This window comes from Streptomyces stelliscabiei (genome assembly GCF_014873495.1).
GTDB lineage: Bacteria > Actinomycetota > Actinomycetes > Streptomycetales > Streptomycetaceae > Streptomyces > Streptomyces bottropensis.
Genome location: NZ_JADBGF010000001.1, coordinates 8,119,621 through 8,136,102 on the forward strand (window position 1 = coordinate 8,119,621; position 16,482 = coordinate 8,136,102).

The 16,482-nt window shown below is 71.4% G+C and carries 12 protein-coding genes; 7 read left to right on the plus strand and 5 right to left on the minus strand.

Annotation, left to right across the window (positions count from 1 at the left end; all coding sequences use genetic code 11):
• The first annotated feature begins 2 nt into the window (after positions 1-2).
• Both H4687_RS35755 and H4687_RS35760 read left to right on the plus strand, forming a co-directional pair.
• Entirely contained in the window at positions 3-986 is a 984-nt protein-coding gene (locus tag H4687_RS35755; RefSeq protein WP_192781757.1) for an ATP-binding cassette domain-containing protein, read from the plus strand.
• Entirely contained in the window at positions 983-1,768 is a 786-nt protein-coding gene (locus H4687_RS35760) for an ABC transporter permease (RefSeq protein WP_046915676.1), read from the plus strand. Before H4687_RS35755 ends, H4687_RS35760 begins: the two co-directional genes overlap by 4 nt.
• A 105-nt stretch (positions 1,769-1,873) precedes the next feature.
• Here the strand turns inward: H4687_RS35760 and mmuM are convergent, their stop codons facing one another.
• The gene (mmuM, locus tag H4687_RS35765; RefSeq protein ID WP_046915679.1) at positions 1,874-2,827 is read right to left on the minus strand and encodes a homocysteine S-methyltransferase; all 954 of its coding nucleotides are present in this window, start codon (positions 2,825-2,827) and stop codon (positions 1,874-1,876) included.
• 132 nt (positions 2,828-2,959) lie between these two features.
• Here mmuM and H4687_RS35770 point away from each other — a divergent pair, with 132 nt between their 5' ends.
• Positions 2,960-4,402 (plus strand): amino acid permease, encoded by a 1,443-nt coding sequence (locus tag H4687_RS35770; protein ID WP_046915677.1) that lies wholly within the window; start codon positions 2,960-2,962, stop codon positions 4,400-4,402.
• A gap of 21 nt (positions 4,403-4,423) precedes the next feature.
• Here H4687_RS35770 and H4687_RS35775 read toward each other — a convergent pair whose 3' ends face one another.
• Positions 4,424-6,538 carry a hypothetical protein gene (locus tag H4687_RS35775; protein WP_046915678.1) on the minus strand — a complete coding sequence of 705 codons (2,115 nt, stop codon included), beginning with the start codon at positions 6,536-6,538 and terminating at the stop codon, positions 4,424-4,426.
• Positions 6,539-6,803: 265 nt separating this feature from the next.
• Between H4687_RS35775 and H4687_RS35780 the strand changes: the two genes are divergently transcribed.
• Both H4687_RS35780 and H4687_RS35785 read left to right on the plus strand, forming a co-directional pair.
• Positions 6,804-7,892 carry a glycoside hydrolase family 43 protein gene (locus tag H4687_RS35780; protein WP_046915095.1) on the plus strand — a complete coding sequence of 363 codons (1,089 nt, stop codon included), beginning with the start codon at positions 6,804-6,806 and terminating at the stop codon, positions 7,890-7,892.
• A gap of 11 nt (positions 7,893-7,903) precedes the next feature.
• Complete coding sequence (locus tag H4687_RS35785; protein WP_046915094.1) at positions 7,904-9,316, plus strand: RICIN domain-containing protein; 1,413 nt, start codon at positions 7,904-7,906, stop codon at positions 9,314-9,316.
• 7 nt (positions 9,317-9,323) lie between these two features.
• Here the strand turns inward: H4687_RS35785 and H4687_RS35790 are convergent, their stop codons facing one another.
• Positions 9,324-11,045 (minus strand): rhamnogalacturonan lyase B N-terminal domain-containing protein, encoded by a 1,722-nt coding sequence (locus H4687_RS35790; protein ID WP_046915093.1) that lies wholly within the window; start codon positions 11,043-11,045, stop codon positions 9,324-9,326.
• Positions 11,046-11,235: 190 nt separating this feature from the next.
• Here H4687_RS35790 and H4687_RS35795 point away from each other — a divergent pair, with 190 nt between their 5' ends.
• On the plus strand, positions 11,236-12,282 hold the full coding sequence (locus tag H4687_RS35795) for a rhamnogalacturonan acetylesterase (protein WP_046915092.1): 1,047 nt from the start codon (positions 11,236-11,238) through the stop codon (positions 12,280-12,282).
• 278 nt (positions 12,283-12,560) lie between these two features.
• Entirely contained in the window at positions 12,561-14,312 is a 1,752-nt protein-coding gene (locus H4687_RS35800) for a DUF2264 domain-containing protein (RefSeq protein WP_046918305.1), read from the plus strand.
• Here the strand turns inward: H4687_RS35800 and H4687_RS35805 are convergent.
• A complete protein-coding gene (locus tag H4687_RS35805; RefSeq protein WP_046918306.1) occupies positions 14,257-15,666 on the minus strand; it encodes a hypothetical protein in 1,410 nt (469 codons plus the stop codon). The two genes, H4687_RS35800 and H4687_RS35805, sit on opposite strands and share 56 nt — an antisense overlap.
• Before the next feature lie 93 nt (positions 15,667-15,759).
• On the minus strand, positions 15,760-16,344 hold the full coding sequence (locus H4687_RS35810; protein ID WP_046918307.1) for a TetR/AcrR family transcriptional regulator: 585 nt from the start codon (positions 16,342-16,344) through the stop codon (positions 15,760-15,762).
• Positions 16,345-16,482 lie beyond the last annotated feature (138 nt).

Here is a 16,482-nt window from a genome sequence, read left to right on the forward strand (position 1 = left end):
CCATGACCGACCCGGCCATCGCGGCGAACGGGCTGCGCAAGTCCTACGGTGACAAGACCGTCCTCGACGGCATCGACCTCGCGGTCCCCGAAGGGACGATCTTCGCCCTGCTGGGGCAGAACGGTGCCGGCAAGACCACCGCCGTCAAGATCCTCTCGACCCTCGTCCCCTCCGACGGCGGCCGGGCCCAGGTCGCCGGCCACGACCTCACCGCCGACCCCCAGGCCGTACGCGCGGCCATCGGTGTCACCGGGCAGTTCTCCGCCGTCGACGGCCTGATCACCGGCGAGGAGAACATGCTCCTCATGGCCGACCTGCACCACCTGCCCAAAGCCGAAGGACGACGCGTCGCGGCCGAACTCCTGGACCGCTTCGACCTCACCGACGCCGCGAAGAAACCCGCCTCCACCTACTCCGGCGGCATGAGACGCCGCCTCGACATCGCCATGACCCTCGTCGGCGACCCCCGCATCATCTTCCTCGACGAACCCACCACCGGCCTGGACCCCCGCTCCCGCCACACCATGTGGCAGATCATCCGCGAACTGGTCACCACCGGCGTCACCGTCCTGCTCACCACCCAGTACCTCGAAGAAGCCGACCAGCTCGCCGACCGCATCGCCGTCCTGCACAACGGCCACATCGCCGCCGAAGGAACCCCCGAACAGCTCAAACGCCTCGTCCCCGGCGGACACGTACGCCTGCGCTTCACCGACCCCACCGCCTACCGCACCGCCGCCACCGCACAGCCCCACGCCACCCGCGACGACGACGCCCTCGCCCTGCACCTGCCCAGCGACGGCACCCAGCGCGAACTGCGCGCCATCCTCGACCAGCTGCACACCGCCGGCATCGAGGCCGACGAACTCACCGTCCACACCCCCGACCTCGACGACGTCTTCTTCGCCCTCACCGCCGACACCACCCTCCCCACCCAGACCGCGCAGGCCACCGAGGCCACCCAGACCAAGGAGACCGTCCGATGAGTTCCCTCGCCCTCGCCGTCCGCGACTCCTCCACGATGCTGCGCCGCAACCTCCTGCACGCGCGCCGCTACCCGTCGCTCACCCTGAACCTGCTGCTCACGCCGATCATGCTGCTCCTGCTCTTCGTCTACATCTTCGGCGACGTGATGAGCGCCGGCATCGGAGGCAGCGACCGCTCCGACTACATCGCCTACATCGTCCCGGGCATCCTGATGCTGACCATCGGCGGCACCGTCGTCGGGACCGCGGTGTCCGTCGCGACGGACATGAACGAGGGCATCATCGCCCGCTTCCGCACGATGGCGATCCACCGCGGCTCCGTGCTCATCGGGCACGTCGTCGGCAGCGTGCTGCAATGTGTCGCCAGCGTGGTCCTCGTCGGCGCGGTCGGCGTGGCCATCGGCTTCCGCTCCGTCGACGCCACCCCCCTGGAATGGCTGGCCGCGTTCGGGCTGCTCGCCCTGTTCTCGCTGGCGCTCACCTGGATCGCGGTCGGCATGGGTCTGGTCAGCCCCAACGCCGAGGCGGCCGCCAACAGCGCACAGCCGCTGGTCCTCCTGCCGCTCGTCTCCAGCGCCTTCATCCCGGCCGACACCATGCCGGGCTGGTTCCGGCCGATCGCCGAGTACCAGCCCTTCACCCCGGCCATCGAGACCCTGCGCGGTCTGCTCCTCGGCACCGAGATCGGCCACAACGGCTGGCTCGCCCTCGCCTGGTGCCTGGGCCTCGCGGTGCTCGGCTACTTCTGGTCGGCCGCCCGGTTCAACAGCGACCCGAAGTGACGCCGTGACCACCGGATCCGCGACTCAGGTCCCCGTGCCCCGCGAGGGGCGCGGGGACCTGTCGCGATCGGTCACGCGGGCAAGCGCCGGTCGCGTGGCGGGTCCTCAGCCCAGTGTCCGCGCGATGGCCGCGATGGCCTCCGGCCCCACCCGGCAGCATCCGCCGATGAGCCGGGCCCCGGCCGCCCGCCACCCCTTGACCTGCTCGGTGGTGAACGTGGACCGCCCGGTCCAGGCCCGGGCCGACGCGTCCCAGGTCTCGCCGCTGTTCGGGTACACGACGACCGGCTTGCCGGTGACCCTGACGGCTGTCTCGATCGCGCCGTCCACGTCGTCGGAGGCGCAGCAGTTCACGCCGACGGCGACGACCTCCTCGGAGTCGGCGGCGAGTGCGAAGGCCTCCTCCAGCGGCTGCCCGGCCCGCGTGCGGTCGCCGGCGACGGTGTACGACAGCCAGGCGGGCACGCCCAGACCGCGGACCGCCCGCAGCAGGGCCTCGGCCTCGTCGGTGTCCGGGATCGTCTCCAGGGCCAGGACGTCGGGGCGGGCGGCGGCCAGCGCCTCCAGCCGGGGCCGGTGGAACCGTTCCAGCTCGGCCGGGCTCAGCCCGTACCGGCCCCGGTACTCGGAACCGTCCGCGAGCATGGCCCCGTACGGGCCGACCGAGGCAGCCACCAGCAGCGGGCCCGAGCGGCCCCGCGTCTTCGCCTCCACCGCCGCGTCCACGGCCGACTCGACACTCAGGGCCATGAGTTCGGCCGCCCTCTCGCCGTCGACGCCGCGCTTGGCGAAGCCCTCGAAGGTGGCCTGGTAGCTCGCCGTGATCGCCACGTCGGCGCCCGCCTCGAAGTAGGCGAGATGGGCCTCGGTGAGCGCCTCGGGCTGCTCCGCGAGCAGCCGCGCCGACCACAGCTCGTCGCTCAGGTCGTGCCCGGCGGACTCCAGCTGGTTGGACATGCCGCCGTCGAGGACGAGTACATCGGCGGCGAGGGCCGCGGCGAAGGGGCCGACGGGAGGGCCGGGGACGGGGGAGAGGCTGCCGGGTGCGTTGCTGGTCATGCCGACGACGGTAACCGAGCCCCGGAGGCGGACCCCCGAGTATGTCCAGTCTGTGAACAGATCGACCACCATGTGGACTGCGGGGGTACGATCACGCCCTCCCCGTCCCCACTCCCTCCCCCGGGAACCGCCATGACCACCACCAGCACCCCCGAGGCCACCGAGCCCGAACCGAGCCCGGCCGGCGACGCCGGGGCGACCCCGGCCGCCGGACCCGGCGCGAGCGCGGCCGCCCCGGGCCGCAAGTTCGGCGTCGTCGCGGCCACCGCCCTCGTCATGGGCAACATCATCGGCGGCGGCATCTTCACGCTCCCCGCCGCCGTCGCCCCGTACGGCACGGTCAGTCTGCTCGCCTTCGGCATCCTCTCCGTGGCCGCCGTCCTGCTGGCGCTGCTCTTCGGGAAGCTGGCCCGGCGCAGCCCGGTCACCGGTGGCCTCTACGTCTACCCGCGCGACGCCTTCGGCCCCTTCGCGGGCTTCCTGTCGGCCTGGTCGTACTGGACGATGTGCTGGGTCAGCATCGCCGCGCTCGCCGTCGGCGTGGTCGGCTACGTGGACGTGCTGATACCCCTGGGCGACGGCAAGGCCGTCCCGGCGCTGGTGGCCCTGGCCGCCCTGTGGCTGCCGGCCGCCGCGAACTTCGCGGGCACCCGCTACGTGGGCGCGGTGCAGATCGTCTCCACCGTGCTGAAGTTCGTGCCGCTGCTGCTGGTCGCCACCATCGGTCTGTTCTTCGTCGACACCGACAACTACGGTCCGTTCAACGCCTCCGGCGAGAGCACGCCCGGCGCCATCGCGGCCGCCGCGGCGCTCCTTCTCTACAGCTTCCTGGGCGTCGAGTCGGCCGCCGTCAGCGCGGGCGAGGTCAAGGACCCCGAGCGCACCGTGGGCCGGGCCAGCGTCCTCGGCACGCTCGCCTCCGCGCTGGTCTACATCCTCGGCACGGTCGCGGTGTTCGGCCTGGTCCCGCACAAGGAACTGGTGGAGTCCGGGGCGCCCTTCGCCGACGCCGTGAACGCGATGGCCGGCGGCAGCTGGGGCGGCACGGTGATCGCGCTGGTCGCCGTCGCCTCGATCGTCGGCTGCCTCAACGGCTGGGTCCTGCTCAGCGCCCAGATGCCGTACGCCGCCGCCCGCGACGGCCTCTTCCCGAAGCCCTTCGCCCGGCTCGGCAAGGGCGGTGTGCCCGGCTTCGGCGTCCTCGCCACCGCCGTCCTCGGCACGCTCCTCATCGTCGTCAACTACGCGGACGACCCGGACACCGCCTTCCGCGTCCTCGTCCTCATCACCACGTTCACCGGCTGCGTCCCGTACCTGTTGTCCGCCGCGGCCCAGCTGTACTGGCTGGCCAGGGGCACCCGCGAGCGGGTCCGCCCCGCCGGCCTGGTCCGCGACCTGATCGTCGCCGCGCTCTCCTTCGCCTTCTCCTTCTGGCTGATCGCCGGAGCCGGCTACGCGGCCGTCTACCAGGGCGCCCTGTTCCTGTTCGCGGGCATCCCGGTCTACGTGTGGCTGCGGGGCCGGCAGGAGGGCGCCCAGGACGAGGCGGACACGGTCGCCGGGGCCGGGGTCTGAGCCGGACGGCACGACCGCGCCTCAGCCCGCGGCCGCGTGGCGCCCGCCGCCGCGGCGGTTGTTCCTGAGCCTTCGGGTCACCGGCACGAGCAGCCCGGACAGACAGCCGACGGCGAGCGCGTACGGCCACCAGCCGAGGCCGGTGTCGGCGGAGGCACTCGCGTTCTGCGTACGGGTCTCCCGGGCACCGGACCCGGGGCCCGCGGCGGCCTTCACCGCCGGTGACCGGTCCGCCTTCGCCCGGGAGAGGACGACGTCGTTGCCGTCACCGCCCCGGTAGGTGATCCGGTACGTGTGCTCGGCCAGCTTCACCTCGGCGCCCTCGCGGAGCCCGGTGAACGACCCGGTGTTCCGGCCCTCGCCCCGGTGGTCGATCACGGTGACCTTCGCGCCGGGCCCGCCGGCGGCGGCCGGTGCCGCGAGGTCCAGACCGCCGGCCAGCCGCACCGCGCCGGAGACCTTCAACGGCTTCGCGCGCAGGACCAGTTGACCCTTCTTCGTCTGCGTGTAGCCGCCTGTCACCGTGAGGCCGGTCACGACCGCGCCCGCGTTGGTCACGGCTCCCTTCACCGTGCCCCTGCCGGACAGCGACCGGGTCACCGTGAGCCCGGCCGTGCCCACGTCGAGCGTCGCCGCGGCGGTGGTGAGCCGTAGGGTGCGGCTGTGGGCGAGGGTCGCTCCCGAACGCAGGGCCAGCGTGCCCCTGGTGACGGTCGTCGGCCCGGTGTACGTCACCGCGCCGCCGGTCAGCGTGGTGGTGGCCCTACCCGACTGGGTGAGCGAGCCGCTGCCGCCGATCCGCGACAGCGTCACGGGCCTGGCGGTGTTGCGGACGATCAGCGAGCCGTTGTCGACCACCTCGCAGAGGTCGCCCTCGGTGTACAGCCCGCCGTCGCCGCCGGACCTGCCGCTGCCCAGCCGCAGCACCGCGCCCTTCTCGACCGTCGTCGACCCGTTGTAGTACTGGACGGCGGCGAAGGTGACGTCGTTGCCCTTGGTCCCCTTGACGACGATGTCCCCGGCGCCGGGCGCGGAGAGGGTGTCGTGGAAGCGGCCGCCGCCGATGGGGGCGCCGAGGGTGACCGGCCCGTTGTAGTCGAAGGTGAGCCGCGAACGGGAGCGGGCGGCGAGGAGGTTGATGTAGACCGTCTCCGCGGTGCCCGGCATGAAGATCTTGTTCGTGGTGCCGTCGCCCCACTGGACGTCGGCGCCCTTGATGTTGGTGCCGCGCTTGTTGACGTTCTTGCGCGCGGGTGTCCAGTTCAGGGCGGGGTCGCTGAGCGAGGGGTTGGTGTCGCCGCCCCGGTCGGACCAGCTGTACTGCCCGGTGAGGATCACCTTGCCGCCGGGCCGCGACTGCACGTTGATGTCGCTGCCGTACTCGCGCTGGTAGAAGTCCATGCCCTGGGTGACGGTCCGTCCGAGCGGGGTGTCCACGGTCCAGGTGCCCTGGTTGAGGACCTTGCGCGCGTTCGGCAGGGAGGTCGCGTACTCCGGGCGTCCGGCGTTCACCTGGGTGCCGTTGTCGATCACACCGCTGAAGGGATGGGTGCCCGACAGGTCCCAGGTGGCCCACAGGAACCGCGGCTGGCTGACCAGCCCGGAGCCGCTGAGGGTCCCCAGGTTGTACGCCACGTCCTTCAGGGCGAGCCGCAGGGTGCCGTCGACCCGGATGTTGTTCTGGTTGAGCCGGAACGCCGGGGTGCCGTACGGGTAGTGGCCGATCACGCCCGTCGAGCCGCTGTCGCCGTACTGGAGGGTCGCGCCCCGCTCGACGGTCACGGCCGGCGGGTCCGGGCGGGTGACGGTGACGTAGGGGTGGTTGCCGCCGAGGATCCGTACGCTCTGCCGCTGCCGGGACTTCGGCAGGGTGAAGTCGCTGTCCCTGGTGAAGATCAGTGTTCCCGTGCCGCGCACGGTGAGCGTGCCGGTGCCGCTGAACACACCGCCGTACGTGGTGGTCCCCGACGGCACGGTCACCACCGTGTCCCCGGCGAGCGTGACATCGCGCCCGGCCAGCACCTCGGAGGTCGCGTCGCGGGGGCCGGCGGCGGTCGCGGTGGGGGCGCCGAGCATCAGGGCGGTGACCGCCAGGGCTCCGGCGGCGGCCGCTGTCTTGTGGGTTTGGCTGTGCACGACGTCGGAGACGGTCCGGGGCTCACCCCGATAACAGAAACTTCGTGAAGTCCGGCTTCCGCGCATCGGTTCGTTCCTGTGCTCATGTGTTCGTCTTGCCCGACCCGTTGACCTGGACGTAACACGCCCTTACCTTTTCGCCGTTCGCCATGACTGATCTTGTGCGAAATGTCGAACGAATCTGTTCTCTTTTGTGTCTCTCCCTTCCTCCCCCTGTCCCCCCAACCTCCCCCCACGTGCAGAACCCCGCAGAGAGGCGGACCGCATGAGCCGCGAGCACGAACTCCCCCATCCCCCCGACCGCAGGCTGCTCCTCAAAGGCGCCCTGGCCGCCGGCGCCCTGACCGCCCTGCCCGCCACCGCCGCCCGGGCGGCCACGCCTCCGGCGGTCACCTCCCGGCCGGCGTACGTCAATCCGCTGGTCCGCAATCGCGCCGACCCGCACATCAACCGGCACACCGACGGCTTCTACTACTTCACCGCGACCGCACCCGAGTACGACCGGATCATCCTGCGCCGATCCCGCACCCTGCGCGGGCTGTCGACGGCCGCCGAGTCGGTGATCTGGCGCAAGCACGAGACGGGTGCGATGGGCGCGCACATCTGGGCGCCGGAGATCCACCACATCGACGGCAAGTGGTACATCTACTTCGCCTCCGCGCCCGCCGAGGACATCTGGGCGATCCGCATCTGGGTCCTGGAGAACTCCCATCGGGACCCGTCTCGGGGCACCTGGGTCGAGCGCGGGCAGCTGAAGACGGCCTGGGAGACCTTCTCCCTGGACGCCACCACCTTCACCCACCGGGGCTCCCGCTACCTGGCGTGGGCACAGCACGAGCCCGGGATGGACAACAACACCGCCGTCTGGCTCTCGAAGATGGCCGACCCCCTGACCCTGACGGGACCTCAGGTACGGCTGACGACACCGGAGTTGGACTGGGAGGTCATCGGCTTCAAGGTCAACGAGGGGCCGTCGGTCATCAAGCGCAACGGCCGCCTCTTCATGACCTACTCGGCCAGCGCGACCGACTTCAACTACTGCATGGGCCTGCTGACCGTCGACGCGGACGCCGACCTCATGGACCCCGCCAACTGGTCGAAGTCCCCGACCCCGGTCTTCACCAGCAACGACACCACCAAGCAGTACGGGCCGGGCCACAACAGCTTCACCGTCGCCGAGGACGGCCGCACCGACGTCCTCGTCTACCACGCGCGCCAGTACAAGGACATCGTGGGCGACCCGCTCAACGACCCCAACCGGCACACCCGCGTCCAGCGCCTGCGCTGGAACCCCGACGGTACCCCCGACTTCGGCGTCCCCGTCGCCGATGCACCCACCCCGAGCACCCGGTAAGGAGAGCTGAGATGAGACGTGCGTACGCGATGCTCCTCGCGCTCTGTCTGGCGCTGGCCGGCGCCCTCGTCACCGCCGGTCCCGCCCAGGCGGCGCCGCAGACGATTCCCAACGGCGTCCAGTTCAAGGACACTTCGGGCAACCCCCTGCACGCCCACGGCGGCGGTGTCATCAAGGTCGGCACCTATTACTACTGGTTCGGCGAGAACCGCAACGCCGACAACACCTTCAAGTACGTCTCGGCCTACCGCTCCACGGACCTGAAGAACTGGGAGTTCCGCAACAACGTCCTGACCGAGGCCACCGCCCCGGAGCTGGCGACGGCCAACATCGAGCGGCCCAAGGTCATGTACAACGCGGCCACCGGCAAGTTCGTGATGTGGATGCACAAGGAGAACGGCACGGACTACAGCGAGGCCCGTGCGGCCGTCGCCGTCTCCGACACGGTCGACGGCGACTACACCTGGCAGGGCAGCTTCCGCCCGCTCGGCACCCACATGTCCCGTGACATCACCGTCTTCGTGGACACCGACGGCACCGGCTACATGATCTCGGCGGCCCGCGAGAACTACGACCTGCAGATCTACCGGCTCACCGCCGACTACACCGGCATCGCCGCCCTCGTCGCCGACCCCTGGCACGGCGGCCACCGTGAGGCCCCGGCCCTGTTCAAGCGCAACGGCGTCTACTTCATGCTCACCTCCGGTGCCACGGGCTGGAACCCCAACCAGCAGCAGTACGCGACCGCCACCAGCATCGCGGGCCCCTGGACCGCCATGACCAACGTCGGCGACGCCACGACCTTCGGCTCGCAGACCGCGTACGTCCTGCCCGTGCAGGGCACCTCGACCACCTCCTACCTGTACCTGGGCGACCGCTGGGGCAACTCCATCGGCGGCACGGTCAACGACTCCCGCTACGTCTGGCTGCCGCTGACCTTCCCGACCTCCACCACGATGTCCATGTCCTGGACCCCCGAGCTGACGATCGACACGGCCACCGGCACGGTCAGTGGCACCAGCGCCACGTACAACACGCTGATCGCCCGCCACTCGTCCAAGTGCGCCGACGTCACCAGCCAGTCGCAGTGGCCGGGAGCCCAGATCAAGCAGTACACCTGCAACGGCGGCAACAACCAGAAGTACTGGTTCAAGTCCGTCGGCAGCGGCTACTACCAGCTGACGACCCGGCACAGCTCCCTGTGCGTCCAGGAGAACGCCGGCACGGTCACCCAGGAGAACTGCAACTCCTCGTCCACGGCCCAGCAGTGGTCGCTCACCACCACCGGCTCCTATGTGAACGTCAAGTCCCGCGCGACCGGCAAGTGCCTGGACGTCAACGGCGCGTCCACCGCCGACGGTGCCGCCGTCATCACGTACGCGTGCGGCAGTGGCACCAACCAGCAGTGGACGCGCGGGACATGACGGCCAGTCAGTTCAACAGGTCGATCGCGTCGACCGACGTCCCCGCACTGAGGTAGGAGGTCGTCCCCGACCCGCTCACCACGTTGATCCGCAGCACGTTGTACTGACTCGTGTCGGTCAGCCAGGCCGACGCCGGGACGCTGTAGGTGAACGTGTGGTTGTTGCCCCGGTAGGACCCGTTCGTCAGCGACCGGGTGTTCGGCTGGGTGGGCGGGGAGGGGATCGCCGAGGTCCAGGTGTCGTTGACGACGACCTGCGGCCGGCCGTTCGCGTAGGCCGTCGTCACGCCGATGCGCAGGGTGTGGGCGGCGGCGGCCTGCGCGGCGGTCAGCCGGAAGTACACGAGGAGGCCGCTGTTGACGTCCTTCCAGAGGTAGCAGGGGAAGCCCGAGGTCTCGGTACCGCTGCCGACGACCACGTTGCCGGTCCAGGCGGCGGCCCGGACGTCCGACGGATGCGCGTACGTCATCAGGTCGGCGTTCTTGAAGCCGCCCGGCGTGCCGTTCCAGTCGTTGATCCGCCAGATCGCGCCCGCGTTGGACGGATCGTTGGTGGACGGGATCGCGATCGAGTTCAGGGTCGTCGTCCCGCCCGCGGTGACCGACACCGAGGTGGTGTACACCGCCAGCTCACCCTTGAAGACCGTCAGCGTGTACGTCCCCGGCAGCACGCCCGGGACGGAGAACCAGCCGTCCGAGGCGCGCGCCGAACCCCAGTACTGGGCCGCAGAGTTGGCGAGTCCGACCGTGTAGACGTGCGACGTGTTCCGGCCGGTGATGCCGACACCCGCGACCCGGCCCCGGCCGCTCGCGGGGACGTACCCGGACAGGCCGAGCGAGTCCGCCCACGGTGTGGTCAGGGTGCCCGGGAACAGCGACGAGGAGGGGGCCCCGCCGTCCGTGAACGCGATGACGTACGGGCCCTGGAGGCCGAACCGCTGCTCCTCGGTCTGGTTCTGGCCGTAGTACAGGATCTCGTAGAGGCCGCCGCCGTCCGCGCTCTGGTGGCGCAGCAGGGAGCGGTAGAAGGGGCCGCCGGAGGCCTTCTCGTGGTTGCTGCGGACCATCCACAGGCCGACGCTGCCGGTCTTCCAGCCGATGTAGTCGTAGTCCATCACGCGGAGTTTGGAGTAGTGCTTGGAGCGGGTCTGGCCGTCGGACTTCCTGAACACGTCCGAGGCCTCGATGGTGCTGTTCGTGTAGGTGTACGAGTCGGGCTCGTCGTTGAGGAACAGGCCCGCCTTCACGCGCAGGATGTAGCGGGTCGCCGAGACCGAGGTGTCGGCCTTGTTGGTCCACAGGTAGACGTTGTTCTCGCCGCTGCGGGCCGCGTAGTAGTGCTTCAGCGTGCCGTAGGTGACGGAGACGAGGATCGTCGAGCCGGACCGGGTGACGGTGACGGTCGAGCTGCCGAGGCCGGACTCGATGTGCGAGTTCATGCCGCCGTAGCCCTGGTACTCCGTGCCCCGGTAGACGAGCGAGGCCAGGTCACCGTTGCTCTTGCGGACCTTGAACACGAGGTTCGCACCGGTGTCGATCACGTAGTGGGTGCCGTCGTCGGTGTAGCCGAAGGCGGCGGCGCGGGCGGTGCCGGCCAGCGGCCCGGCGAGCGCGGCACCGGCCGCCGTGGCGGCGGCGCCGACGACGAGGCCGCGGCGGCTCGGGCCGGACGCGGTCGGGGGTGTGTCGGAGGCCGCCGCGGGCGTGGCCGCGGGCGTGGATTCGGACATGGGGATCCTCCTCGGGTGCGGTGGGGGGAGTGCGGTGATTCGGAAGGGTGACAGTTGAATCGTTTTCGCGAAAGGGCTTTCACGGGGTGGAAGTTGGCAATCATGTGAATGCTGGCACAGGTCTAGAAAGCGCTTGTCAAACGATGTACCGTCCAGCCGCCGGACCTTGTCACTCGTCGGAGGAGCCGCAATGAGACGTTTCACCATCGCCGCGCTGACGGTGGCGACGACCCTGGGCACCGCCTTGACGGCCGTACCGGCCGAGGCGCACCAGGGCCGGCCCGTGCTGGGCCCGGAGAGTTGCACCGCGAACGTCTGCCACTTCGACGTGCCCGCCGGCACCTACGACGTGCGGGTCCGGCTGGGCGGTGACACGGCGGGCAGCACGAAGATCACCGGTGAGACGCGCCGCACGCTCCTGGCGGAGACGGCCACCGACGCCGGTGCGACCGTCCGGCGCAGCTTCACCGTCGACGTCCGCACCCCGGAGGGCGAGCCGACCGGGCCCGACGGCAGCCCCGGCCTGGACCTCGTCGTCGGCGGTTCGGCGCCCGCCCTCGCCGACATCCGGGTGACCCCCGCCAAGGGGGCCCGCCAGATCTTCCTCGTGGGCGACTCCACGGTCTGCGACCAGCCGGGCGAGCCGTACTCCGGCTGGGGGCAGCAGCTCCCGCAGTACCTGACGAAGCGGCTGTCGGTCGCCAACTACGCCGACTCCGGGGAGAGTACGGTGTCCTACCTCGCCGACCCGCGGCTGTGGGCCACCGTCCAGGCGCGGATCGGGCGCGGCGACCTGGTGCTGATCCAGCTGGCCCACAACGACAAGCAGACCGACGAGGCCACCTATCGGGCCAACCTGGAAACCCTGGTCGCGGGCATCCGTGAGCAGGGCGGGAAGCCGGTGCTGGTCACCCCGATCGTGCGCCGCTGGTTCAACACCGACGGCACCCTCAACAACGGCACCGCTCTGCTGGTCAACGGCCTCGGCGTCGACCATCCTGCGGTGACCCGCGCGGTCGCCGCCGCCCACGGTGTGCCCCTGATCGACCTCACCGCGAAGACGAAGGCGCTGGTGGAGTCGCTGGGCACGGAAGGCTCCAAGGCGCTGTACCTGTACAACGAGAAGCGGGACAACACCCATACGTCGACGCACGGTGCGACCGTCTACGCCGGCCTCGTCCGTGACGAACTCGTCGCCCAGGGTCTGGTGCCCGAGGGCAGGACCAGGATGGGATAAGACCCCTGGGGCGTCCCGACCGGAACCGGGGCGCCTCAGGTCTGCGCGCGAGAGGGGGGCGGGTGGCATGGTGCACGTCGGCGTCTGCGACGGCGCGAAGCGTCCCGCGCAGTTCCCCGTGCCCCTGAAAACAGGGGTTACGCCCCTCAGGCCCGTGGTGCCTGATCGTTGGGGGCGCGGGGAACTGCGCGAGAACCCCCACCCAGCCGCACCCGTCAACACACGCCGCCACCCCGAACCGCCCCGCCCCGGTCCCCAGTCAAGAAAGCGCACGCCACATGCCCTCCCAGCCCCAGGAAGACCACACCCTCAGCCCGTACACCGGCTACACCCGCGCCCACTGGGAGGCCGCCGCCGACGCGCTGCTCGCCGCCGTGGAGCCGTACGCGAGTGCTGACGGCGCGCTCTACCAGCTGCCCGGAGACCGGGCCAGCTGGACGGGCCGGCTCTCCGACGGGCTGGAGGGATACGCCCGTACCCTCCTGCTCGCCGCCCTCCGCCGGGACGAGAAGGCGCTCGCGCGCTACGCGGACGGCCTCGCGGCCGGAGTCGCGGGGGTCTGGCCCCGCATCGAGGACCGCACGCAGCCCCTCGTCGAGGCCGCGTCGATCGCCTTCGCCCTGCGGGTGACCCGGGACCTGCTCTGGGACCGCCTCGACGACGCCGTCCAGCAACGCGCGGCGGCCTGGCTCGGCGACGCGCTCACCGCCGAACCCTGGCCCTGCAACTGGGAGTTGTTCCCGGTGACGGTCGGCGGCTTCCTCGAAGAGATCGGCCACGAACCGGAGACGGCCCGCCGCGTCATCGACCAGCGCCTCCACCGCATCGAACAGTGGTACCTCGGCGACGGCTGGTACACCGACGGCGACGGCCGCAAGTTCGACTACTACAACGGCTGGGCCATGCACCTCTACCCGGTGCTGCACGCCTGGCTCGCCCAGGACGACCGCCTGCTCGCCCGCTACGGCGACCGCCTCTCGACCCATCTCGACGACTACGCCCGGCTGTTCGGCGGCGACGGCGCCCCCCTGCACCAGGGCCGCTCCCTCACCTACCGCTTCGCGACGACCGTCCCGCTGTGGCTGGGCGCCCTCACGGGCCGGACGCCGCTGTCGCCGGGGCAGACACGGCGGCTGGCGTCGGGCGCGCTGAAGTACTTCCTCGACCGGGGCGCGGTCGACGAGCACGGCCTGTTGTCCCTCGGCTGGCACGGCCCCGACTCCACCGTCCTGCAGGGCTACTCGGGCCCCGCCTCCCCGTACTGGGCCAGCAAGGGCTTCCTCGGCCTCCTGCTGCCCCCGGACCACGAGGTGTGGACGGCGACGGAGGAGCCGGGCCCGGTGGAGAGCGAGGACGAGCTGCGTCCCGTCGGCCCGCCCAACTGGCTGCTCCAGTCCACGCGTTCGGACGGCCTGGTCCGCCTCCACAACCACGGCAGCGAGGACGTCCGCTACGACCCCTTCTACACCCGGCTCGCCTACTCGACGGTGACGCGGCCCGTATCCCTGGCGGAGCCGGCCGAGTCGTACGACAACAGCGTGATCGTCGGCGGCGACGCGAGCCGCACGGACATCGAACCGCTGGGGGTGGGCGAGGGCTGGGCGGCCTCCCGGCACACGGTCGGCGAGGGCGGCGTCCGGGTCACGAGCCTGGTGGCCGCCCGGGGGGCGGTGGAGGTCCGGGCGCATCTGGTGACGGGCACGGCCCCCGGTACGCCGGTGCGGGTGACGGGCTGGGCCGAGGCGGAGGGCGTGCGGTGCGCACTCCACCCCGCGTACGGCCTCTCGGGCGCCGCCGCCGGACCGGGCCTGACCGGTGAGACGGCCGACGCGGACGCGACCCTCTTCGTCGCCCTCGCCCGCCTCACCGCCGACGCCGACCCCCAGCCCCTCCCGGAACTGGTCTCCGTGGAGGTGCGGGGTGCCTACGAGCTGTCCGTGCACTGGGCCGCCGGTGAGCGGGCCCAGTTCGTGTTCACGGCGTCAGACGAGCGATCCTCAGCGTCTTCGTGGTCGGTGACGCCCCGTTGAGGGCGGTTGTGTAGGACGGGGTGACGGGGGCGTAGGCCCAGGTCAGCGTCCCGTCCTTCAGGACCGCGATGTCCCCGGAGATACGGGCCTTCACGACCTTGTCGGCGCCGTGGAGCTTGCCGCTCCAGTCGACGAGACGGAGGTGCGTGCCCGTGAAGGTGCCGGTGCAGGTGCCGCTCGCGCACGTGGCGTTCTTCAGGGTCTCGTAGGAGACGAGGAGCCGGTCCTTGCCGTACGGGGCGACGCGCACGTTGACGTGCTCGGTGCCCTTGGCGGAGGTGAGGTACACCGGCTTGCCCGAGGGAGTGGTGCGGTTCTTGAGGAACGCCAGCGCGACCTGGTGGGTGCTGGTCCTCGGCTCGACCGTCCAGCCCCGGCCGCTGGAGTCGTCCGGGTTCTTCTTGGCGGAGGCGGCGCCGCGTGAGGCGAAGGCGGTGGCGTAGCGGCCGGTGGAGGACTTCACCAGGTCGCCGGTGCGGCCCGCGAAGGTGCCGCCGCAGTAGCCGGCCCAGCACTGTTCGCGCTGCACGACCGGCGCGTCGTCCGGGGCGGCGATGCCGGTGGAGACGAACAGGCCGGAGCGCCAGTCGTCGAAGCAGAGGGAGGCGAAGTCGCCGCTGGTCTCGGCGCGCAGGGCTATGCCCTCGTTGTGGGAGCAGCCCCAGTCCCAGCCGCCGCCGAGTTTCTTGCCCTTCGGGCCCACGTAGGACAGCTTGTCGCCGAAGTGGCCGTCGGCGAAGCCGCCCGCCCCGTGCACGACGAGGTAGGCGCCGTACTTCTTGCCGTTCCAGGCGAGTTGGCCGTCGAGCAGCGGGGCCGTGTCGTGGGAGGAGGTGCCGGTGAGCTTGGTCCGCCAGGTCTGCTTGCCGTTCTGGTAGCGGACGAGCGCGGCGGCCGTCTCCTTCCACTTGTTGGTGTCGGCGACCCGGGTCAGCAGCGCGAACCCGTCGTTGTGCGCGACGAGCCCGCCCACCTCCTTCGTGCCCTTGACGACCGTGTCGGCGCCCGACCGCTTCCCGGCCGCCGTCAGCGGGGTGACATGGATGCCGTCCGACGCGGGCCAGGCGACCCGCAGTGTGCCGTTCGGCGCCACGGCCGTCGCCGTCCGCGTCCACTCGCGGCTGTTGTTGTAGCCCGCCGAGAGGTAGGGGAACTTCGCCGGCAGGGTCACGGTCGTGTTCGTGACGGTGAGATCACCGGCCGCGGCGGGAGCCGTGGGCGCCGCCCCGGCGGTCGCGTACCAGGCGCCCGCCAGCACGGACGCGGCCACGAGCGAGCCGACGACGGGCTTGCGCGCGAGGTGGCGACGGCGGTGGCGGGACGGGGCGGAGGGGGAGGGTGTTGCAGGTGTCATGTCCTGTGGTCGTCCCCGGGGCGGCGGAAGGTTGCCGCCGTCGGGCCGGAGATCGTGTGGGACCACCGGACCTCACGGGCGGCTCCGGCCGGATCACGCCGTCTCGGGGTTCTCCCGGGGCCAGTGCGTGAGCGCCAGGTGCAGCGCCTCGACGCACCGGTCCCAGGACCTGCGGACGTCGCGGGGCGCGCCGAAGCCGCCGCCGGCCTCCAGGGCGCAGAAACCGTGGAAGGTGCTGCGCAACAGCCGTACGGCGTCCGTGGAATCGGGTTCGTCGAGGCCATAGGCGCGGAGCATGCCGTAGGTGATCTCGGTGGTGCGGCGCAGGGCGGGGGAGTCGGTGACGGGGATCTGGTCGAGCGGGAGCTGGGTGGCCGCGTACCGGCCGGGGTGCCGCAGGGCGTACTCGCGGTAGGCCCCGGCGAAGGCGGCGAGCGCGTCCTTGCCGGCCCGGCCGGCGACGGCCGCCGCGATCTGCTCGATCATCTCGCCGCCGGCCAGCAGGGCCATCCGGCCGCGCAGGTCCTGGAGGTTCCGCACATGTGAGTACAGGCTCGCGTCCTTGACCCCGAAGTGGCGGGCCAGGGCGGACAGCGAGACGTTCTCGAAGCCGACCTCGTCGGCGAGATCGGCGGCGGCCGCGGTGATGCGGTCGGGGGTGAGACCGGCTCGGGGCATGGGCCACCTCTGGACGGGACGGGAACCTAGGGGCTCTAGGTTAAGGTCCGCCCGCCCCTGTGCCGTACCCGGACGCGTCGGCGGCGGCCCCAGCGGTCCGGACCCGCCGGCCGGCCCACCCGCCGGCCCCACCCCGCG